The organism is Streptomyces sp. NPDC048349, assembly GCF_040651925.1.
GTDB lineage: Bacteria > Actinomycetota > Actinomycetes > Streptomycetales > Streptomycetaceae > Streptomyces.
The window spans coordinates 13730-34309 of record NZ_JBEZLA010000050.1; the positions used below are offsets into that span (position 1 = coordinate 13730).

The 20580-nt window shown below is 73.1% G+C and carries 17 protein-coding genes; 9 read left to right on the top strand and 8 right to left on the bottom strand.

Annotation, left to right across the window (positions count from 1 at the left end):
• Positions 1 to 71 precede the first annotated feature (71 nt).
• Both AB0D44_RS24865 and AB0D44_RS24870 read left to right on the top strand, forming a co-directional pair.
• A complete protein-coding gene (locus AB0D44_RS24865; RefSeq protein ID WP_362594812.1) occupies positions 72 to 1187 on the top strand; it encodes an alpha/beta hydrolase-fold protein in 1116 nt (371 codons plus the stop codon).
• A gap of 5 nt (positions 1188 to 1192) precedes the next feature.
• On the top strand, positions 1193 to 1975 hold the full coding sequence (locus AB0D44_RS24870) for a trypsin-like peptidase domain-containing protein (protein WP_362594814.1): 783 nt from the start codon (positions 1193 to 1195) through the stop codon (positions 1973 to 1975).
• Positions 1976 to 2160: 185 nt separating this feature from the next.
• Here AB0D44_RS24870 and AB0D44_RS24875 read toward each other — a convergent pair whose 3' ends face one another.
• The 3 genes from AB0D44_RS24875 to AB0D44_RS24885 form a co-directional block, all read right to left on the bottom strand.
• Positions 2161 to 3099, bottom strand: coding sequence for an EamA family transporter (locus tag AB0D44_RS24875; RefSeq protein WP_362594816.1), 939 nt, complete (start codon positions 3097 to 3099; stop codon positions 2161 to 2163).
• Between the two features lie 12 nt (positions 3100 to 3111).
• A complete protein-coding gene (locus AB0D44_RS24880) occupies positions 3112 to 3930 on the bottom strand; it encodes an isocitrate lyase/phosphoenolpyruvate mutase family protein (protein WP_362594818.1) in 819 nt (272 codons plus the stop codon).
• 114 nt (positions 3931 to 4044) lie between these two features.
• On the bottom strand, positions 4045 to 5142 hold the full coding sequence (locus AB0D44_RS24885; protein WP_362594820.1) for a pyridoxal-phosphate dependent enzyme: 1098 nt from the start codon (positions 5140 to 5142) through the stop codon (positions 4045 to 4047).
• A 223-nt stretch (positions 5143 to 5365) separates the two neighbouring features.
• Between AB0D44_RS24885 and AB0D44_RS24890 the strand changes: the two genes are divergently transcribed.
• From AB0D44_RS24890 to AB0D44_RS24920, 7 genes are all read left to right on the top strand, one after another.
• The gene (locus AB0D44_RS24890) at positions 5366 to 6937 is read left to right on the top strand and encodes a S8 family peptidase (protein ID WP_362594822.1); all 1572 of its coding nucleotides are present in this window, start codon (positions 5366 to 5368) and stop codon (positions 6935 to 6937) included.
• 179 nt (positions 6938 to 7116) lie between these two features.
• Entirely contained in the window at positions 7117 to 8283 is a 1167-nt protein-coding gene (locus AB0D44_RS24895; RefSeq protein WP_362594824.1) for a DUF4190 domain-containing protein, read from the top strand.
• Between the two features lie 193 nt (positions 8284 to 8476).
• On the top strand, positions 8477 to 9229 hold the full coding sequence (locus tag AB0D44_RS24900; protein ID WP_362594826.1) for a GntR family transcriptional regulator: 753 nt from the start codon (positions 8477 to 8479) through the stop codon (positions 9227 to 9229).
• Positions 9230 to 9761: 532 nt separating this feature from the next.
• Positions 9762 to 9947 carry an SPOR domain-containing protein gene (locus tag AB0D44_RS24905; protein WP_319723421.1) on the top strand — a complete coding sequence of 62 codons (186 nt, stop codon included), beginning with the start codon at positions 9762 to 9764 and terminating at the stop codon, positions 9945 to 9947.
• Positions 9948 to 9975: 28 nt separating this feature from the next.
• On the top strand, positions 9976 to 10410 hold the full coding sequence (locus AB0D44_RS24910) for a (deoxy)nucleoside triphosphate pyrophosphohydrolase (protein WP_362594828.1): 435 nt from the start codon (positions 9976 to 9978) through the stop codon (positions 10408 to 10410).
• A 155-nt stretch (positions 10411 to 10565) separates the two neighbouring features.
• Positions 10566 to 10994 carry an ATP-binding protein gene (locus tag AB0D44_RS24915; protein WP_362594830.1) on the top strand — a complete coding sequence of 143 codons (429 nt, stop codon included), beginning with the start codon at positions 10566 to 10568 and terminating at the stop codon, positions 10992 to 10994.
• A 158-nt stretch (positions 10995 to 11152) separates the two neighbouring features.
• Positions 11153 to 13765, top strand: coding sequence for a SpoIIE family protein phosphatase (locus tag AB0D44_RS24920; RefSeq protein ID WP_362594874.1), 2613 nt, complete (start codon positions 11153 to 11155; stop codon positions 13763 to 13765).
• A 103-nt stretch (positions 13766 to 13868) separates the two neighbouring features.
• On the opposite strand, the gene AB0D44_RS24925 is transcribed toward AB0D44_RS24920, so the two are convergent.
• From AB0D44_RS24925 to AB0D44_RS24945, 5 genes are all read right to left on the bottom strand, one after another.
• On the bottom strand, positions 13869 to 14588 hold the full coding sequence (locus tag AB0D44_RS24925; RefSeq protein ID WP_362594832.1) for a PspA/IM30 family protein: 720 nt from the start codon (positions 14586 to 14588) through the stop codon (positions 13869 to 13871).
• A gap of 44 nt (positions 14589 to 14632) precedes the next feature.
• The gene (locus tag AB0D44_RS24930) at positions 14633 to 16732 is read right to left on the bottom strand and encodes a TPM domain-containing protein (RefSeq protein ID WP_362594876.1); all 2100 of its coding nucleotides are present in this window, start codon (positions 16730 to 16732) and stop codon (positions 14633 to 14635) included.
• Between the two features lie 305 nt (positions 16733 to 17037).
• Positions 17038 to 17814 carry a succinate dehydrogenase/fumarate reductase iron-sulfur subunit gene (locus AB0D44_RS24935; RefSeq protein WP_362594834.1) on the bottom strand — a complete coding sequence of 259 codons (777 nt, stop codon included), beginning with the start codon at positions 17812 to 17814 and terminating at the stop codon, positions 17038 to 17040.
• Positions 17811 to 19712 (bottom strand): fumarate reductase/succinate dehydrogenase flavoprotein subunit, encoded by a 1902-nt coding sequence (locus AB0D44_RS24940; RefSeq protein ID WP_362594836.1) that lies wholly within the window; start codon positions 19710 to 19712, stop codon positions 17811 to 17813. The genes AB0D44_RS24935 and AB0D44_RS24940 overlap by 4 nt, the downstream gene beginning before the upstream one ends.
• Positions 19713 to 20540: a hypothetical protein gene (locus tag AB0D44_RS24945; RefSeq protein WP_362594838.1), complete on the bottom strand. Its 828-nt coding sequence runs from the start codon at positions 20538 to 20540 to the stop codon at positions 19713 to 19715. It lies immediately after the preceding gene.
• Positions 20541 to 20580 lie beyond the last annotated feature (40 nt).

The following is a 20580-nucleotide window of genomic DNA, read 5'->3' on the forward strand; positions in this document are numbered from 1 at the left end:
GGGTGTAAGGGGGACCGATCGGTCCGGCCCGCGCTCCCACGTGAGCGCCGGAGAAGGAACGGGACAAATCCGTGCAGCATGACCAGCAAGGCGACGGCAGCCCCACGACCAAGGGCGGCCGTCGCCCCAAGCGCCTGCGCCTGCTCGTGATCAGCGGCGGCCTCGCGCTCACCCTCGCCGCCGGGGGCGGCGCCGTGGCGTACAAATACGGGCTCTTCTCGGACATAGGGGAGCCGGTCTCCTTCGGGAAGGTAGAGGCCAGGGAGACGGGCAGGGAGAAGGGCGAGGAGAAGGCCGCCAAGGCCTCCGACACCCGTCCGGGCGTACGCATGCCCACCGGCCCGAAGGCCGAGTTCGTCCGCACCAACCGGCTGCCCGACGGCACCCAGATCGGCCGCACCACGCTCACCGGCCCGAAGTCCGGGTTCACCGGCGACGTGTGGGTGTGGGTGCCCAAGGAGTACGACGACCCGAAGTACGCCAAGAGCGCCTTCCCCGTCCTGATCTCCCTGCCCGGCGGCCGCGGCTACCCCACGAACTACTGGGGGACGGGCCCCGGCCTCGGCCTGCAGAAGGCCGTGAGCGACGGGGCGAAGGCCGGCAGGAGCCTGCCCTTCATCCTGATCATGCCGGTGCACAACGCCGACACCAAGCACCACTTCGACGCCTCGGACATCCCCGGCCAGCCCAAGATGGGCACCTGGATGGTCGAAGACGTCCCGGATTTCACGAAGGCCAATTTCCGGACCTTCACCTCCCGCGACGGGTGGGCCTTCATGGGCTCCTCGGCGGGCGGATTCGGCGCCTTCAAGCACGTCCTGAAGTACCCCGACCGCTTCAAGGCGGCCATTGCGAGCGGCGTCGACATCGTCCCCGACTCCCCGCTGTGGAACGGAAACACGCAGGCCATGGACGAGAACAACCCCGAGAAGCTCGCCGAGAAGCTGATCGCGGCGGGCGGCCCGGACGTCTACATCAACTTCCAGATCGGCACCGCGGAAACCGGCCGCGAGAAGGCCGAGCAGTTCATGAAGGACTACGGCAAGGGTCCCGTGCACACCACGCTGCAGGTGATCCAGGATGGAGAGCACAACGGGAAGTCGTACGTACGCGGGATGCGGGAGGGCGCACTGGAGTGGATCAGCAAGGTGATGGCGGCACCTACACCCGAGCCCGGCGTGCGGTGAGCCCCGTGGTGAAGGGGGCGTCGGCGGCCGCCGCGGCGGGGATCGCGGCGGTGTGCGCCGTCGTGTTCCTCAAGACGCCCGGCGAGCGGCCGGTGCAGCCCTTCCCCACCGTCGGCGTGCTCATGGCGGGCGGCGAGCACTGGTGCACGGCGAGCGTGGTCGACAGCCCCCGGGGCAACGTCGTCGCCACCGCCGCGCACTGCGTGGCCCCGGCCGGCGAGGACGGGAAGCCGGGCGAGGTCGCCCACGACGGCCTCGCCATCGGCGAGCTCGCCTTCGCCCCCGCCTTCTCCGGCGAGGGCGCCGGCAGCCAGCCGCTGGGCACGTGGAAGGTCCGCTCGATCCACGTCGACGAGCGCTGGACGAAGTGGGGCGAGGACACGGCCGACTTCGCCTTCCTCACCATCGCGCCCGACGACGACGGGCGCAGCGTCCAGGAGGCCGTGGGCGGCCGCGCCGAGACCCCGAAGCCCGACTGGACCTCGGGGTACGAGCGGGACGTGACCGTCGTCGGGTACCCGGAGTCCGAGCACAACCCGCAGAACAAGCCCGTCTCCTGCACGACCCAGACCCGCCACGACGATGACGACCCGGACATGCTCTACATCAGCTGCGCCGGGTTCTGGACGGGGACCAGCGGCAGCCCCTGGATCGCCGACCGGGGCGGGCGGGACCGTCCCGGTCGGCTGATCGGGGTGCTGAGCGGCGGGGACACGGACGTGGACTCCACGGCCGCGCTGTTCGACGAGCACGCGAAGGCGCTGTACGAGCAGGCCGCGCGGGGCTGAGGGGGGAGCGGGGCGGGCTCGGGAGTCGCCGGCCCGCGGGCCCTGCGGGCCGCCGGACCGCCGGACCGCCGGGCCTTCCGCGGAGCCGGACCGCCGGACCCGCCGGGCCTTCCAGGCCGTCGGGTCTTCCGGGCCGCCGGGCGTCGCCGGCGCCGGGCCCGCAGATCCCCCGGGAGCCCCTCCCGCTACTTCTTGCGCTCCGTGCTGACGATCACGCCCACCGCCGCCACGACGATCGTGCCGCCCAGGAGGATCGGCCAGGTCAGGGCCTCGCCCAGGATCAGCGCGCCCAGCGCCACCGCCACCACCGGATTGACGTAGGCGTACGTGGACACCAGCGACAGCGGCGCATTGCGCAGCAGCCAGGCGTACGCCGTGAACCCGACGAGCGAGCCGAAGACGACCAGGTAGCCGAGGGCCAGCCAGGAGGCGGTGGAGTACGTCGCCGGGTCGAGGCCGCGGTGCTCACCGCGCAGCAGGCCGACGACCACTCCGCCGACCCCGCCCGCGAGCATCTGGTAGGCGCTGCCGGTGAAAGGATTCTCCGGAAGGCTGACCTTCGAGCCGGTGAACGAGCCCAGCGACCACAGCACCGACGCGGCCACCACCAGCAGCACCCCCGACAGCCGAACCGAGCCGCTGAGCCCCGGGCTGGTCAGTACCGCGAGGCCGGCCAGGCCCACCAGCACCCCGGCCAGGGTGCGCAGCGGCGGCCGGTCCCCGGAGCCCGCGCGCAGCAGCACCACCCACATCGGCACCGCGGCCACCAGCAGCGCGGCGAGCCCGGACGGCACCGAGGTCTCGGCGAGGACGACCAGACCGTTGCCGCCGAGGATCAGCAGCAGGCCGACCAGGACCGCCGAGCCGAGCTGCGCGCGGGTGGCCTTGAGCGCGGCCGGGCCCGACCGCCAGGCGACAGCGCCGGCCAGCAGCAGGCCGGCGGTGATGAAGCGGGCCCCGGCGGAGAGGAACGGCGGCATGGTCTCGACGACGATCCGGATCCCGAGGTAGGTCGAGCCCCAGACGACGTAGACCAGCAGCAGGGCCGTCCAGACCGCACCGGTGATCTTGCGGGGCGGGTTGGTGGTCGTGGACCGGCTCTCCACCGGGGTTGATGTGCGCATGGCCGGATCCTCTCAGCCCTGCAGCAGGCTGTTCAGCTCGCCGTACGGCAGGGAGCCCGCGAGCGGTGCGTACGTGCCGGTGGAGGCCAGCTCCTCGGCGGCGCGGCGGACCACGGCGTACGCGGCCTCGGCCACCCAGGACCCGAGGCTGACCCGGGCCACGCCGAGTGCGCCGAGCTCGGCGACGGACGGGGCGCCGGGGCCGACGAGGATGTTGAGCGGCGCGTCGATGCCCTTGGCGAGCTCGGTCACGGTCGCCGGGTCGGTGACGCCGGGCACGAAGATGCCGGTGGCTCCCGCGCGGAGGTAGGCGGCGGCGCGGGCCAGGGTCTCGTCGAGGCGGGTGGCGGGGTCGCCGAGGCCCCTCAGATACGTGTCGACGCGGGCGTTGATGTACAGCGGGACCCGGGCCGAGTCGGCCGCGGAGCGGGCGGCGGCCAGGCGCTCGGCGTACTCGGCGGGGTCACGGGCGCCGTCCTCGATGTTGATGCCGACGGCGCCGGCGGCCAGCACGCCGGTGACGGTCTGCGCGACGGCGGCGGGGTCGGCGCCGAAGCCGCCCTCGATGTCGGCGGTGACCGGGACGGAGACGGCGGCGGCCACGCGGGCGACGAGGTCGAGCGCGCGGTCGCGGGCCAGGGCGTCGCCGTCGGGCGACCCGAGGGACCAGGCGACGCCGGCGCTGGTCGTCGCGACGGCCGGCGCGCCGGCCGCCTCGACGATGCGGGCGCTGGCGACGTCCCAGGCGTTGGAGAGGGCCAGGGGCTGGGCCGGGGTGTGCAGAGCGGTGAAGCCTGCGGCCAGGCTCGCGAGGTCAGGGTTGGTGGTCATGGGGCCAGTTCAGCAGACGGGGCGGGTCGGGGCGCGCGGATTTCCGACGTGGAGGCCCGGCCGCCGCCACACTCGGGGGCCGGGGCGGCGGGGGTCGCGGCGGAGGGGGTCGGGTTATTTCGGGCCCGCGCCGCACAAGGGGAGGACCGCTGTGCGGCCCTGCAAGGGGTCCGTGGGGGACAGGGGCCCCACCGCCGCCCAGCACGCCGCCGCCGTCGGTTCGACGGACAGGCCGCGACGGGCCAAATCGGCCTGCGCCTCGCGCAGCCGGTCGTCCGGGACGGTGAGGAACGTGCCCCCCGACGCGCGGACCGCCGCCAGGATCTGCCGGGCCCGCGGCGGAGCCGGGATCGCGATGCCCTCGGCCAGGGTCGGCAGCTGCGCGACCGGCTCGGCGTCCTGGGCCCCGGCGGCGAACGCCGACGCCAGCGGAGCCACCGCTTCCGCCTGGACGGCGATCAGCGCCGGCGCCCGCACCCCGCGCCGGCCCAGCTCCTCCACCGCCAGAGCGGCCCCGAGCAGCAGGGTCCCGTTGCCCACCGGGACCACCAGCGCTTCCGGCAACCGGCCCGACATGGCCTCCCAGATCTCGTACACGTACGTCTTCGTGCCGTGCAGGAAGTACGGGTTGAAGACATGGCTCGCGTAGAACACCCCCGCCCCGTCCGCCGCCGCCCGGGCCGCCTCCGCCGCGGCCTCGCGGCCGCCGGGAACCACGCGTACGGCCGCCCCGTGGGCCCGGATCCGGCCGGTCTTGCGCTCCGAGGTGCCCTCGGGCACGAAAACTTCACAACTCAGCCCGGCGCGTGCGCAGTACGCCGCCACGGCCGCCCCCGCATTGCCGCTGCTGTCCGCCACCACCCGCCGCGGGGCGAGCCGCCGGGCCACCTCCGCCAGCATCACCGCGCCCCGGTCCTTGAACGACAGGGTCGGCATCAGGTAGTCGAGTTTGGCGTGAACCCGCTCCGCCAGCGGCACCATCGGAGTGTTCCCCTCCGCCAGCGACACGGAAAACGCCCCCGGCAGCGGCAGCGCGGCCGCGTACCGCCACAGCGAGTTCGGCCCGGCGGACGGTTCCAGCGCGCTGGCCGGATCCGGTGTGAAGTCGAGGTCCCAGGGTCCGGCACAGACGGGGCAGCACCAGGGGGCGGTCCGGACGTCCGCACGTGTGCCGTCCTCGGGGCAGAGGTATCCGGGGAGTGCGTGCGTCATGTGCGGAGCGCCTTTGCTCGATCATGGCGGGCGTGTGGCACGGATGTTACGCGTCGGCCGTCCTCTTGTGGTTGTCGGCGACGGTGGGTCAACCTTTCGGAGGCGAGAGCCCGTTGGGCCGACTGATTTGTCATGGGCATGGCTATCCCACGTGCCCGTGGGTCGGACCACAGGGCTCCGCTTCACCCCCCGCAGCGCACCACCTACGAGGAGGACCCCCCACATGTCCGTGATGCGTCACACCCGCCGGAAGCTCGCCGGCATCAGTGCGACCGCCGTCGTGGCCCTCGCGCTCGGCACGGCCGCGGCACTGCCCGCCTCGGCGGCCGACAACGGCCCGCAGGGCGTCATCGAGAACGCCGGCGTCGCCGGAGCCGTCCCCGGCAGTTACATCGTGACCCTGCACGACAACGCCGCCCGCTCCACCGCGGACAGCGGCAAGGCCGTCGCCGAGCGGTACGGCGCGAAGATCGACCGCACCTACAGCGCTGCCCTCAACGGCTACTCCATCGAGGTCTCCGAGGCGCAGGCCAAGAAGCTGGCCGCCGACCCGGCGGTCAAGTCGGTCGTGCAGAACCGCGTCTTCACCGTCGACGCCACCCAGCCCAACCCGCCGTCCTGGGGCCTGGACCGCATCGACCAGCGGGCGCTCCCGCTCAACCAGAGCTACACCTACCCCGACAAGGCCGGTGAGGGCGTCACCGCCTACATCATCGACACCGGCGTCCGCAAGACGCACCAGGACTTCGGCGGCCGCGCCTCCGACGGTTACGACGCGGTCGACAACGACAACACCGCCCAGGACGGCCACGGCCACGGCACGCACGTCGCCGGCACCGTCGGCGGCGGTGCGTACGGCGTGGCCAAGAAGGTCAAGATCGTCGGTGTCCGCGTGCTCGACAACAACGGCTCCGGTACGACCGCCCAGGTCGTCGCGGGCATCGACTGGGTGACGCGCAACGCCGTCAAGCCGGCCGTGGCCAACATGTCGCTCGGCGGCGGCGCGGACTCCGCGCTCGACACCGCCGTGCGCAACTCCATAGCCTCCGGCATCACCTACGCGGTCGCGGCGGGCAACGAGTCCACCGACGCCTCCACCAAGTCCCCGGCGCGCGTCGCCGAGGCCATCACGGTCGGCGCCACCACCAGCAGCGACGCGAAGGCCAGCTACTCCAACTACGGCTCCATCCTGGACATCTTCGCGCCGGGCTCGTCGATCACCTCCTCGTGGGGCACCGGCGACACCGCCACCAACACCATCTCCGGCACGTCCATGGCCTCGCCGCACGTCGCGGGCGCCGCTGCCCTCTACCTCTCGCAGAACCCGGCCAGCACCCCGGTCCAGGTCCGGGACGGCCTGGTGAGCGCCTCCACCCCGAACGTGGTGACCAGCCCCGGCACCGGCTCCCCCAACCGCCTGCTGAACGTGGGCACCGGCGGCACCGTCCCGCCCGGCCCGCGGTTCGAGAACACCGCCGACTACGCGATCAACGACAACTCGACCGTCGAATCGCCGATCACCGTCAGCGGAGTCGCGGGCAACGCCCCGGCGACGCTGAGCGTGCCGGTCGACATCAAGCACACCTACACCGGTGACCTGAAGGTCGACCTCGTCGCCCCCGACGGCACCGTCTACACCCTGCACAACCGCGCCGGCGGCAGCGCCGACAACATCATCAAGACCTTCACCGTCAACGCCTCCTCCGAGGTGGCCAACGGCGTCTGGAAGCTCCGGGTGAACGACAACGCGAACATCGACACCGGGAAGATCGACTCCTGGGCGCTCCAGTTCTGAGTCCTCGGGACCGGGGCACCGGGACCGAGTCCTCGACCCGGGCACCGGTCCTGAACGCAGGGACTGAACGCACGCGCTGAGCCGCGATGAACAGGCGGGGGCGACCGACAGGGCGGTCGCCCCCGCTGCGTACTATTCGCGCATCCGTTCGCGCCCCCTGTGATGGAGTCCGCCAGCCCGTGAGCACCCCGCCGAGCCCACCCCCCGGACCGGGCCACTCCTGGCCGCCGCCCTCCCCGCAGCCGGGATGGGGGCCGCCTCCCGGCTACGGGCAGCCGCACCCGCAGCAGGCGCTCAACGGCTTCGCGCTCGCCTCGCTGCTGGTCGGGCTGCTGTGCCTGCCGCCGCTGGGCGTCGTCTTCGCCGTCGTGGCCCTGGTGCAGATCGCCAGGCAGCGGCAGCGGGGCAAGGCGCTCGCGATCGTGGGCCTGGTGGTGTCCGTGCTGATGACCGGCGTCATGGTGCTCACGGTCGACAGGGTCGCCGCGGCGGTCCGGGACCGGATGGACGCGATGGGCGAGTTCGCCGACGTCGAGGGGGACCTCAGGGATCTCGACGACCTGCGGGCGGGCGACTGCTTCAACGTCCCGGCCGGCGACCTGCTGGCCGACCGTCCCCTGACGTACAAGGTCGACTGCGCGCAGCCGCACCACGGAGAGGTGACCGCGTCCAAGCTGCTGGACCTGGACAGCGCCCCGGAGTCGGCCGAGGCGGACCGGGCGTCCGAGGACCAGTGCTGGCGGGCCCAGGACGCGTACGCGATGGACACGTGGGCGCTGCCCGGCTACGCGGAGATGTTCTACTTCGCGCCCTCGCGCCAGTCCTGGCGGCAGGGGGACCGGCGGCTCGTGTGCGTGATCGGCACGACCGAGGAGGAGCGTCGGGGCAGCCTGCGCCAGGACGCCGGATCGCTGAAGCCCGAACAGGCCGCCTTCCTGCGCGTGGCCAACGAGGTCGAGTTCGTGCTCGGCCGGCCGCCCGTGGGGGACCTGGACGACACGCTCGCCGAGCACCAGGCGTGGGCGCGTTCGGTGTACGCGGCGCTGGGCGAGGAGGCGAAGGTGCTGGAGGCCGACAAGACCCGTCCGGGCCTGGAGAAGACGGTCCAGGCGCAGCTCAAGGAGGTCCAGGAGGCCCGCACGGCGTGGCAGAAGACCTCGCAGGCCAAGACGGCGGCCGACTTCGACCGGCAGTGGGAGCGGGCGCTGGGCGCGATGTCCGTGGAGACGGAGAAGGCGCTGCGCGGGGCGTACGGGCTGTCGACGGAGGTTCCCGAGTGGCTGGCCGAGTCTCCGCAGGGCCCTGGGGGCGGGTCGGGCCGGGGGCCTTCGGCGGAGGCCGTGTAACGGCGGCGGGGATCTTGTCGGGACGTCCTCGGGCTGTCGTCGGGGCGTCGTCGGGGCGTCGTCCGCGTAACGCGCCGTAACGGGTTTGGGTGACCAGGCTTCATCACTTCGGGTGAAACTCTGGCCCTTGCTTGCGGTCTTCAACCGTCGGTTGCCAGGGTGTAGCTGTCTGTCAACCTGATGGGAGTGGCCAGTGACTTTCGGTGAGCAGCCGGCCTATCTGCGCGTGGCCGGGGATCTGCGACAGAAGATCGTCGACGGTTCCCTGCCCCCGCACGCCCGGCTCCCCTCGCAGGCCCGCATCCGCGAGGAGTACGGGGTCTCCGACACCGTGGCGCTGGAGGCGCGCAAGGTCCTCATGGCGGAGGGGCTGGTCGAGGGCCGGTCCGGGTCGGGTACGTACGTACGGGAGCAGCCGGTGCCGCGGCGGGTCGCGCGCTCCGGCTACCGCACGGGCGGTGCCTCGACCCCGTTCCGGCAGGAGCAGGCGGATGCGGGTGCGCGCGGCACGTGGGAGTCGAACAGCGAGCAGACGGCGGCCCCCTCGGAGATCGCCAAGCGGCTCGGCATCGAGCCGGGGGAGCGGGTGATGCGGACGCGGTACGTGTTCCGCGACGCGGGCGAGGCCATGATGCTGTCGACCTCGTGGGAGTCGCTGGCCGTGACCGGGCGGACGCCGGTGATGCTGCCGGAGGAGGGGCCGCTGGGGGGCTCGGGGGTGGTGGACCGGATGGCCGCGATCGACGTCGTCGTGGACAACGTGGTGGAGGAGGTCGGCGCGAGGCCGGGGCTGGCGGAGGAGCTCCTCCTCCTCGGGGGCGTGCCGGGGCATGTGGTGCTGGTGATCGGCCGCACGTATTACGCGTCCGGGCGTGCGGTGGAGACGGCCGATGTGGTCGTTCCGGCGGATCGCTACCGGCTGTCGTACCACTTGCCGGTCCGCTGACCGTTCCGGCCCGACCCGCCGCCGTCCTGGCCTGACCTCCCGGGCCCCGCCCCAGCCCCCGCCCCAGCCCCAGCCCCAGCCCCCGCGCCTCGAGCGCCGGCAGGGCTCAAAGACCGGAGCTCCGCCCCGGGCCCTCGGGCCTCGTGGGGCTTCCTGGGCCGGGGCTGGGCGTGTGCCGTGCAGGCGAGTTGGGCCCCGCGACCGGCCTTGGTGGGCGTGAGGTGCCGGGGTGGCGGGTGGCGTCGGCCAAAGTTCGGGGTCGTCGGCGGGGGAGGCGCGGGGGGCGGGGTCGAGCCCCGGGAGGGGTGGCCCGGGCAAGGGGCGTGGTCAAGGGTGACGGGGCGTCATGTGACGTCCCGTACGCCGGGTCTGAACCGGCGCGCACGGCGCACTCGTACGCATGGCCGGATGCGTACGCCGCGGGGTACCTCTTCGTGAAAAACCGTATCCGCTCCGTAAAGTCCGGGCGTAAGCTCAGGCATATGCGCAATGCGGTTTCCCGGGCAGGTACGTCGGCGGAGGGTGAAACGCGATGAACGACAGCGGTGCCCTGCTCCCGTGGCTGGTCATACGTCAGGACGACAACGGCAACCGCTACCGGGTGGGCCGGTACTCCACCCGGGCCGAGGCCCAGAAGGTCGTCGACAGCCTCGACGACCGCGGACACAAGCAGCTCTACTGGGTCGAGCGGATCGGTCAGACCGCCACGATGAACTGAGCATCCAGCGTTGACATAGGCTCCGCCCATGACGGTACGAGTGGTCGTGGGCGGAGCCCTTTGTCATGAGGGGCGCCTGCTGGCCGCCCGCCGCAGCGCACCCCCGGAGCTGGCCGGACGCTGGGAGCTGCCGGGCGGCAAGGCCGAGCCGGGAGAGTCCGTCCCCGAGGCGCTGGTGCGCGAACTGCGCGAGGAGCTCGGCGTGGAGACCGAGCCGCTGGAGCGGATCCCGGGGGAGTGGCCGCTGAAGCCCGGCCTCGTCCTGCACGTGTGGACCGCCCGCCTGGTCTCCGGAGAACCGGCGCCCCTGGAGGACCACGACGAGCTGCGCTGGCTCGGGCCGGAGGAACTGGAGTCGGTGGACTGGCTCGACCAGGACCGGCCCGCGGTCGCCGAGGCCGGGCGCCGACTGCGCGCCGGGCGGCGCCCGGAGCTGCACGACGGGGCGCCCGGGGGCGCGTGACACGCCCTCTCTAGGCCGTCTGCGCCACAGTGCGCCGGTGCGTGAGGGATCGAGTGGTACGACGCCCGGAATATCGGGTATGTCGCTATTAGTCCCTATCTCGTCCCCCCTTTCGTCCCCGACGAACCGGACTGGGGTCGCTGCCGGCCCGGGAAGTGATCGGCGTGATCGACACAGACGGTGAATGCGCCGAGTGGGCCTTTCCCGCTGAGCCCGGAGCCGTCCGCACCGCCCGGCACGCCGTGCGGGGCGCCCTGCGGGACTGGGGTCTCGAATCCGTCGGCGATGTGACCGTCCTGCTGGTCAGCGAGCTCGTCACCAACTCCCTGCGGTACGCGTCCGGCCCCATCGGCGTCCGTCTGGTACGGCGGAATCCGGCCGCCGACAGCCCGGTCGCGGGCGCCGCGCTCCTCGTGGAAGTTTCCGATCCGCTTCCGGATCCGCCCCGCGCACGGTCCGCCCAGCCCGACGACGAGGGCGGCCGGGGACTCCATCTCGTCGCCGTCTCCTCCCAGCGCTGGGGGACCCGTCACGGGAAGTCGGGCAAAACTGTGTGGTTCGAGTTGGCTCTTCCTGGTCAGTAACAAGGTGACGGGTGGCCGACCATCACACGAGGTGGCTCGAAACTAACGGGACCTTTTTGTGATCGTGAACGCCGTGCCGTCCGGGGCCGTGGTGCTGAATACTGCGGTCATGGCCGGTCCGGTTGCGGTGAGCTGGAGGGGACGGTCGCGTGAGCGAGATACCTGCGCAGGCACATCAGACCAGGGTGCCCGGGGAGACATGGCACGACTCCCTGTGGCACAGCAGTCCGCCTGGCTCGATATATGACTACATAAAGGTCGCGTCCTTCTCGATCGGGCCGGACGGGCTCATCGACCAGTGGAGCCTGCGCGCCGAGGACCTGTTCGGGCTGACCGCCGCCCAGGCCGTGGGCCGCGATCCGGTCGACGCCTTCATGCCGCCCGAGCTGCGGCCCGGCGGGCACCGCCGGGTCGCCGAGATTCTCGACGGCAAGGAATGGACCGGGCTCGTCCCCTTCCGGATCCCCGGCGGCGCCGGCGAGCACGGCGTGGCCGAGATCTATGTGATGCCCACGCAGACCGAAACCGCCGAGCGGGCCGCGCTGTGCGTCGTCGTCGACGTGCGCGCGCTGCGGCGCATCGAATCCGATCTGGCGGCGTCCCAGGCCATATTCGGCCAATCGCCCTTCGGATTCCTGCTCTTCGGCACGGACCTCACCGTGCAGCGGGCCAACCGCCGCTTCGCCGCCGTCTTCGGGGGCGCAGCCGAGGAGCACCGGGGCCGCACCGTGCACGACTACCTGCCCGCCCACGAGGCCGACCGGATGGCCGAGGCCCTGCGCCGGGTGCTGGAGACCGGGGACTCCGTCACCGACCTGCGCATCACCGGAGCCGCCCCCGGCAGCCGGGACAACCGCCACTGGTCCATCAACCTCTACCGCGTGCACGGCGGCAGCGGCCGGCCCATCGGCGTCGCCGGGATCGGCACCGACGTCACCCGCCGCCACCTCGCAGCCCGGGAGGCCGCCGGGGTCCGCCGCAACCTCGCACTGCTCAACGAAGCAGGACACCGCATCGGGAACTCCCTCGATCTGGAGACCACCGCCCGCGAGCTCCTCGACGTCACCGTCCCCGGCTTCTGCGACCTGGCCGCCGTCGACCTCTACCAGGGGCTGCTGCTCGGCGACGACGACCGGCCCGCACGGCCCCACGGCCCCGGCGTGCCCTCGCTGCCGCCCGGGCTGGGCGCCGGACGGGCTCCGTCCGCGCCGCTGCGGCGCGTCGCCTTCGCCTCGGCCGTCTCGGACGCCCCGCTCTCGGGACCGGGCGCGCTGGTCGCCGTCGGCGAGGTGCACCGCTATCCGGCGGCCTCGCCGGGGGCGCTGGCGCTGCGCACGGCGCGGCCGCGGCTCATCGAGGGGGGCGGCGCGGACGACCTCGTGCAGTCCACGCTCGTCGTGCCGATGGTCGCCCACGACACGGTGGTCGGCCTCGCCCAGTTCTCCCGTACGAAGGGCAGCGAACCCTTCGGCGAGCGGGACCGCGCGGTCGCCGTGGAGCTGGCCGCACGCGCCGCCGTCTGCATCGACAACGCGCGGCTCTACCGGCGCGAGCACGAACGGGCGCTGATACTGCAGCGCAGCCTGCTGCCGCCCGGCGACCCCGAGGCGGCCGGCCTGGACATCGCCTGCCGGTACCTGCCCGGGAACGCGGCCACCGAGGTCGGCGGGGACTGGTTCGACGTCATCGAGCTGCCCGGGCACCGCACGGCGCTGGTCGTCGGCGACGTGATGGGGCGGGGGCTGCGGGCCGCCGTCGCCATGGGCGAACTGCGCACCGCCGTACGGACCCTGGCGCTGCTGGACCTCGAACCGGCCGAGGTGCTGACCGCGCTCGACGAGATCGCCCGCGGCCTGGGGGCGCCCGGCGGCTCCCAGCAGGCCTCGCGGGCGGCCCTGCACTCGCGGGACGCGGACCGCTCGGAGGTCTACCTCGCCACCTGCGTGTACGCCGTGTACGACCCGGTGACCCGGCGCTGCACGATCGCCAACGCGGGCCACATGCCGCCGGTACTGGTCGAACCGCCGGACGAGGCCGGGCGGCCGCGGCCCGCGCTGCTGCTGGAGGTGCCGCCCGGGATGCCGCTGGGGGTGGGCGGGGAGCCGTTCGAGGAGGTCGAGGTGGATCTGCCGGAGGGGGCGCTGCTGGCCCTGTACACCGACGGGCTGGTCGAGTCCCGGGACCATCCGCTGGAGGAGGGGCTGCGCGGCCTGCGAGAGGCCCTCGCCGACCCGGTCCGCCCCCTGGAGGACGTGTGCGACCACGTCCTGAACACGCTGGACACCCGGCACGGGGAGGACGACATCGCGCTGCTGATGGCGCGGGTGCAGGGGCTTCCGCAGGACGCGGTGGGGGACTGGCAGCTGCCGCGCGAGGCCCGCTCGGTGGGCCGGGCGCGGGAGCTGGCGCGGGCGAAGCTGCCCGCGTGGGGCCTGGAGGGGCTGCTGGACACCACCGAACTGCTGGTCAGCGAACTGGTCACCAATGCGCTGCGCTACGGGGAGGGCGAGATCCGCCTGCGCCTGCTGCTGGACCGGACCCTGGTGTGCGAGGTGTGGGACGCGAACCTGGTCCAGCCGCGGCGGCGGCGCGCCCGCGACACGGACGAGGGCGGGCGCGGCCTCCAGCTCGTCGGCCTCCTCTCCGCGGGCTGGGGCACCCGCCGGACCCATCGGGGCAAGACGGTGTGGTTCGAGCTCCCGCTCCCGGGCGCGGCGGCGGAGGCCGCGGCCGAACTCTCGGCGGAGCAACTCCTGAGCATGTACGGCTGACCGCCGCGGGGGCCGTGCCCGACGTATGGCTGGGCCCCGCCGGGCCGGACCGCAGCGGACCGCGGCTCCGCGCAGCGGCACCCGAAGCCGCCCCCCGGGAGGATCAGGCGGCCCGGCCCTGCTTGAGCGCAGCGAGCCTGGCCTCGATCTCGGAGGCCTTGCCGAGGTCCTCGAGGGACTCGAACTGCGCGTCCAGGGAGGACGCCGCCAGCTCCTGCCTGCCGAGGGCCCTGGCCTCCTCCCTGCGGACCTTGTCCTCGAAGCGCGACAGCTCGCTCGTCGGGTCCATCACGTCGATGTCCTTCACCGCGTCGAGCATCGTGTTCTGCGCCTGCGCGGTCCTGGCACGCGCCACCAGTTCGTCGCGCTTGCCCTGGAGCTCCGTCAGCTTGTCCTTCATCGAGTCCAGGCCCGACGTGAGCTTGTCGACGACCACCGTCTGCGCGGCGATCGTCGGCTCCGCCGTCTGCGCCTCCTTCTCCGACTGCATCTGCCGGCCCAGCGCCACCTTCGCCAGGTTGTCGAACCTGTCCGCATCCGCCGCCGAGCCCGCCGCCCGCAGTTCGTCCGCCTTCCTGCTCGCGGCCAGGGCCTTGCCTCCCCACTCGGCCGCCGCCTCCACGTCCTCCTTGTGGTCGGCCTCCAGCAAGCGCAGGTTGCCGATCGTCGTCGCGACGGCCTGCTCCGCCTCCGAGATGTTGTTCGAGTAGTCGCGGATGAGCTGGTCCAGCATCTTCTGCGGGTCCTCCGCCTGGTCCAGCAGCGCGTTGATGTTGGCCTTCGCGAGTTGGGTGACGCGGCCGAGGATGGTCTGCTTGCTCATGACGGGTCTCTCCTGGTCACAGGGGGTCTGGGTACGCGCTGGGTTCAGAAGCGGCCGCCGCCGCCCATCCGGCCGCGGGTTCCGCCGCCGCCGAAGGATCCCGGGCCGCGGCCGCCCCCGCCGCCCCCGCCGCCGAAGCCGCCGCCGAAGCCGCCGCCGAAGCCCCCGCGGCCTGTGAAACCGCCCCCGCCGCCCCGCAGGATCTCGCCGAGGATGATCCCGCCGAGTACGGCGCCACCCCGGCCGCCGCCGGCCCGCCGGCCCGCGTACGGGTCCTGGTACGCCCGTACGTCCTGCTCCGCCAGCTGCTGCGCCTGGCGGGCCAGCGCGTCCGCCCGCTGGACCTCCGCCAGCGCGGCCGCGGGGTCCGGGCCCGTCAGCGACACCGAGCGCTCCATGTGCCGCTGCGCCTCCGCCAGCCGGGTGCGGGCCTGGCTGCCGACCGCGCCCCGGCTGGTGGTGATGTAGTCCGTGGCCGCGCCGATCGCGCTGCGCGCCGTGAGCGTGGCCTGGTCGAGCAGGGCCGCCGCCCGCTGCCGGCCCGACTCCCGCTCCCGCGCCGCGGCCAGCGCCTCGTCCAGGGCCGCGTCGGCCTCCTCGACGCGCCGCAGCGCGTCGATCGGGTCGTACCGGCCGCCCGCCTGTTCCTGCCGTACTGCGGCCAGGACGGCCTCGGCGCGGCCGATGCGGCCCTGGAGGTCCGCCGTCGAGGTGCCTTCCGCGGTGCCGCTGAGCAGACCGCCCGCGTCCGCGAGGTCGGTCTCGGTCTCGTTCAGCGCACCCGGCAGCTTCCCCGCCGCCTCCGCCAGCTCCTGCGCCCGCCGCTCCACCGCGTCGACCAGCGTCGCGGCCTGGTCGACCGCGCCCTCGACGGCCCGTACGTGCACGGCCGCCCGGCCGTTGTCGCCCGCATCGACGGCCGCGCGGGCCTCGGCGAGGTGGGTGGTGGCGAACAGCAGCCGGTCCTCGGCCCGTTCCGGGTGGGAGGCGACGGGCGCGGACGCGGAGTCCGCGTACCGCTGCGTGAGCGCGGTCACGGTGGCCACGGCCGTCGTGGTGCGGCCCGACAGGGCCTGGACATGCGCTTCCACGGTGGCGAGGGCCTGTGGGGCGTTCTTCTCCAGGTCCCGCAGCCGGTCGAAGTCCGCGGCCTCGGCGTCCAGCCGCCGGTTCGCCTCGGTGCACCGGGCGACGATCTCGTCCAGCATCCGGCGCCGGGTCGCGTCGTCCTCGGGGTAGGCGTCGTCGAGCTGCTGGCGCAGCCGGAAGGCGTGCGTGAGCTCGCCCTTGGCGTACTCGACGGCCGTCTTGAAGGGGGCGACCGCCTCGTCGCCGAACTGCGCGGTGGCGAAACCGAGTTCCTCGGTGCTGGTGCGGATGGAATCGTCGGTCTCCACCAGCAGCGTGCCGGCCTTCGCGTCCAGTTCCGCCAGCGGCAGCCGGTCGGGCGCCCCCTCGGGCCAGCCCGGTCCGGTCTTCGCACCGCGCCCGGCGCCCGCGCCGGCCCCGCGCCTGCGGCGGGAGTACGCGTACGCCCCGAGCGCCCCGGCGGCGCCCACCGCGATCACGGGGAGCACGTAGTCCCCGGCCCCGCTCTCACCGCTCGCCTTCCCGCCGGGATCCGCGGGGCCGGGGGTGATGGCCGGTGCGGGCACGGGCTGCCCGCCGAGGACCGCGTCGTAGCCGTGGGCGGCGCCGATGGCGGCTCCCGCCCAGTCGTTCGCCTTCAGGGCCGGCTCGATGGCCCTCCGGGCCACGTCCGCGAGCTGCTGCTCGGTGAATCCGGAGTCGACGGCGGCGGAGTAGGCGTACTGGCGGGCCCCGGTCGCCACCGCCAGCAGGACGTCGTCCTGGCCGAGGCCGTTCTTCTCCGCGGTGGCGTCGGCCCAGCCCTGGGCGGAGCGCCCGGAGAAGTCCCGTACGTACACCACGAAGAGCTGGATCCGCCGGTCGGCGTACAGCTCGTCGAGCGCGGCGGTGACCGGGCCCTTCCGGTCGCCCAGCGCCCCGACGCGGTCGGTGACCTGCCCCTGCTGCGAAAGGGTGACCGGATCCTCCGCGCGGGCGGGCGTCGCCCCGGCCACGCCCCAGCCGCCGTACGCCAGCAGCGCGGCGGCCAGCGCGAGCCCGGCCCGGACGCCCATGGTGCTCTTCAGCGCAGTCACATCTGGGAGGCTATGGGCGGTTCGTCCCCATCGCACCCGGAGTCCCGGCCGGAGTCCCACCCGGAAGTCCCGGCCGGAGTCCCCGCCGGGGCCCGCCCCGGCCGCCGCCCACGAGGACCGCGGCCTGGGACGGGCCGCCGGGTCCTGCGAGGGCCCGGTCCGGCCGCACCGACCGGCCCGCCGCACCGGCCGGCCGGCCGATCACCCCGACCGCACCGCACGGCAGCCCCCTGACGACACGTCAATCGACGGTCCGGCAGAGGGCTTCCCGTGCCACCCGGGAGCTACCGCGTATCGGGGCGCCGCCGGATCACGCTCCCCAGCCACACCAGCGGGTCGTACTTGCGGTCCACCGCCCGCTCCTTCAGCGGGATCAGGGCATTGTCGGTGATCTTGATGCCCTCGGGGCAGACCTCCGTACAGCACTTGGTGATGTTGCAGTAGCCGAGCCCGTGCTCCTCCTGCGCGGTGCGCTTGCGGTCCAGGCCCTCCTGCGCCGCCGCGTCCAGCGGGTGCATGTCCAGCTCCGCCACCCGCATCAGGAAGCGCGGACCGGCGAAAGCGGTCTTGTTCTCCTCGTGGTCCCGCACCACGTGGCAGGTGTCCTGGCACAGGAAGCACTCGATGCACTTGCGGAACTCCTGCGAGCGCTCCACGTCGACCTGCTGCATCCGGTACGCGCCCGGAGCCACCCCCTCCGGCGGGACGAAGGCCGGGATCTCCCGGGCCTTGTGGTAATTGAAGGAGACGTCGGTGACCAGGTCGCGGACGACCGGGAAGGCGCGCAGCGGGGTGACCGTGATCGTCTCGGACCGCTCGAAGGTCGACATGCGCGTCATGCACATCAGCCGAGGCCGGCCGTTGATCTCCGCGCTGCAGGAACCGCACTTGCCCGCCTTGCAGTTCCAGCGCACCGCCAGGTCCGAGGCCTGCGTGGCCTGGAGCCGGTGGACGATGTCCAGGACCACCTCCCCGTCGTGCACCTCGACGGTGAAGTCCCTGAGCGATCCGCCCTCCGCGTCGCCCCGCCAGATCCGGAAGCTCGCGTCGTACGTACTCATTCGTAGAGCTCCTCTTCGGCGAGGTACTTGACCAGCTCTTCCTTCTCGAAGAGCGCGAGCAGGTCGGAACGGATGGGATCGGTCCGGGTGCGTACGAGGGCGATCCGGTCGGCTGCCGGGTCCGCCGGGGCCGGGTCCACGGGCCGGCACAGCAGGTTCACCGGACGCCAGCTGCGGTCCATCGCCGGGTAGTCCTCGCGGGTGTGCCCGCCGCGGCTCTCGGTGCGCTCCAGGGCGGCCCGGGCCACGCACTCGCTGACCAGCAGCATGTTCCGCAGGTCCAGGGCCAGGTGCCAGCCCGGGTTGAACTGCCGGTGCCCCTCGACACCGGCCCGGGCGGCCCGCTCGCGCAGGCCCGCCAGCTTCTCCAGGGCCTCGGCCATCTCGCCGGCCCGGCGGATGATGCCGACCAGGTCGTTCATGGTCGTCTGCAGCTCCTGGTGGAGCGTGTACGGGTTCTCCGCGCCCTCGGCGGCGTGGAACGGGGCCAGCGCCTCCGCGGCCGCCGCGTCGATCTCGTCCTGGGAGACGACGGCCCTGGCGCCGGAAGCCTCCGCGTGCTCCGCCGCGTGCAGCCCGGCCCTGCGCCCGAAGACCAGCAGGTCGGACAGGGAGTTGCCGCCGAGCCGGTTCGAGCCGTGCATCCCGCCCGCGACCTCCCCGGCCGCGAACAGCCCCGGCACCCCGACCGTGGCGGCGGTGTCCGAGTCGACCGCGATCCCGCCCATCACGTAGTGGCAGGTGGGCCCGACCTCCATCGCCTCCGCGGTGATGTCCACGTCCGCCAGCTCCTTGAACTGGTGGTACATCGACGGGAGCCGCCGCTTGATCTTCTCGGCCGGCATCCGGGTGGACACGTCCAGGAAGACCCCGCCGTGCGGGGAGCCGCGGCCCGCCTTCACCTCGGAGTTGATGGCCCGGGCCACCTCGTCGCGCGGCAGCAGCTCGGGAGGACGCCGGTTGTGGTCGGGGTCCTCGTACCAGCGGTCGCCCTCCTCCTCGGACTCCGCGTACTTCTCCTTGAAGACGTCCGGGATGTAGTCGAACATGAACCGCTTGCCCTCGCTGTTGCGCAGCACCCCGCCGTCGCCGCGCACCGACTCGGTGACGAGGATCCCCTTCACCGACGGCGGCCAGACCATGCCCGTCGGGTGGAACTGCACGAACTCCATGTTCAGCAGGGGCGCACCCGCGAGCAGGGCCAGCGCGTGGCCGTCGCCGGTGTACTCCCAGGAGTTGGAGGTGGTCTTGAAGGACTTGCCGATCCCGCCCGTGGCGAGGACGACCGCCGGAGCCTCCAGCACGAAGAAGCGTCCGGACTCGCGCTCGTAGCAGAAGGTCCCCGCGACCCGGTCCGCGTCCTTGAGCACGCGTGTCACCGTGCACTCCTGGAAGACCTTGAGCCGGGCCTCGTGGTCCCCGTACTGCTTGAAGTCCTCCTGCTGGAGCTGGACGATCTTCTGCTGGAGGGTACGGATCAGCTCCAGGCCGGTGCGGTCCCCGACGTGCGCGAGCCGCGGGTACTCGTGGCCGCCGAAGTTGCGCTGGGAGATCCTGCCGTCGGGGGTGCGGTCGAAGAGCGCGCCCCAGGTCTCCAGCTCCCAGACCCGGTCCGGCGCCTCCTTCGCGTGCAGCTCGGCCATCCGCCACTGGTTGAGGAACTTGCCCCCGCGCATGGTGTCGCGGAAGTGCACCTGCCAGTTGTCGCCCTCGTTGACGTTGCCCATCGAGGCGGCGATGCCGCCCTCCGCCATCACCGTGTGGGCCTTGCCGAAGAGGGACTTGCAGATCACGGCCGTACGGGCGCCGCGCTCGCGGGCCTCGATCGCGGCCCGCAGCCCGGCGCCGCCCGCGCCCACCACGACCACGTCCCACTGCTGCCGTTCCACTTCAGTCATCTAGAAGATCCTCGGGTCGGTGAAGGCGCCGCTGGCCACCAGGTACACGTAGAAGTCGCACAGGGCGACGCTGATCAGGGAGGCCCACGCCAGCTGCATGTGGCGGGTGTTGAGCCGGCTGACCCAGCCCCACAGCCGGTAGCGCACGGGGTGCTTCGAGAAGTGCTTGAGGCGGCCGCCCATGATGTGCCGGCAGGAGTGGCAGGACAGGGTGTACGCCCAGATCAGCACGATGTTGACGAGGAAGACCAGGGTGCCCAGGCCCATGTGGCCCCAGGCGTAGTGCTCGTCGCGGAAGGTCAGCACGGTGTCGTAGGTGAGGATGCCCGCGACCGGCAGCGCCGCGTAGAAGAAGTACCGGTGCATGTTCTGGAAGACCAGCGGGAAGCGGGTCTCGCCGGTGTACTTCGCGTGCGGTTCGGCGACCGCGCAGGCGGGGGGCGAGGCCCAGAACCCCCGGTAGTAGGCCTTGCGGTAGTAGTAGCAGGTCAGCCGGAACCCGAGCGGGAAGACCAGGATCAGCAGGGCGGGGGACAGCCCCCACCAGCTGCCGAAGAGGTCCCAGTTGGGGCCGTCGCGCATCTCCTGGCAGTTCTCCGCGAGACACGGGGAGTAGAACGGGGAGACGTACGGGGCCGCGTAGTAGTCGGCGTTCGCGAAGGCCCGCCAGGTCGAGTAGACGATGAAGGCGAGCAGCCCGGCCGCGGTGCCGGCGGGGGCCAGCCACCACCGGTCGGTCCGCAGGTGCCGGGCAGCGATCGCGGCCCGGGAGGCGTCGTGGACGCCGCCGCCGGGCCGCTGCTGGGGTGGTTGAGTGCCTGTGGCCAAAGGAGACTCCGGGAGGAGTGATGGGCCCAGGAGGCCCGGC

Excerpts from the sequence above, each read along its gene's own strand:
- AB0D44_RS24930 (WP_362594876.1), bottom strand. The coding sequence starts at position 16,732 with ATGGGCGTCCGGGCCGGGCTCGCGCTGGCCGCCGCGCTGCTGGCGTAC.
- AB0D44_RS24905 (WP_319723421.1), top strand. The coding sequence starts at position 9,762 with ATGAACGACAGCGGTGCCCTGCTCCCGTGGCTGGTCATACGTCAGGAC.
- AB0D44_RS24885 (WP_362594820.1), bottom strand. The coding sequence starts at position 5,142 with ATGACGCACGCACTCCCCGGATACCTCTGCCCCGAGGACGGCACACGT.
- AB0D44_RS24935 (WP_362594834.1), bottom strand. The coding sequence starts at position 17,814 with ATGAGTACGTACGACGCGAGCTTCCGGATCTGGCGGGGCGACGCGGAG.
- AB0D44_RS24940 (WP_362594836.1), bottom strand. The coding sequence starts at position 19,712 with ATGACTGAAGTGGAACGGCAGCAGTGGGACGTGGTCGTGGTGGGCGCG.
- AB0D44_RS24910 (WP_362594828.1), top strand. The coding sequence starts at position 9,976 with ATGACGGTACGAGTGGTCGTGGGCGGAGCCCTTTGTCATGAGGGGCGC.
- AB0D44_RS24875 (WP_362594816.1), bottom strand. The coding sequence starts at position 3,099 with ATGCGCACATCAACCCCGGTGGAGAGCCGGTCCACGACCACCAACCCG.
- AB0D44_RS24925 (WP_362594832.1), bottom strand. The coding sequence starts at position 14,588 with ATGAGCAAGCAGACCATCCTCGGCCGCGTCACCCAACTCGCGAAGGCC.
- AB0D44_RS24880 (WP_362594818.1), bottom strand. The coding sequence starts at position 3,930 with ATGACCACCAACCCTGACCTCGCGAGCCTGGCCGCAGGCTTCACCGCT.
- AB0D44_RS24890 (WP_362594822.1), top strand. The coding sequence starts at position 5,366 with ATGTCCGTGATGCGTCACACCCGCCGGAAGCTCGCCGGCATCAGTGCG.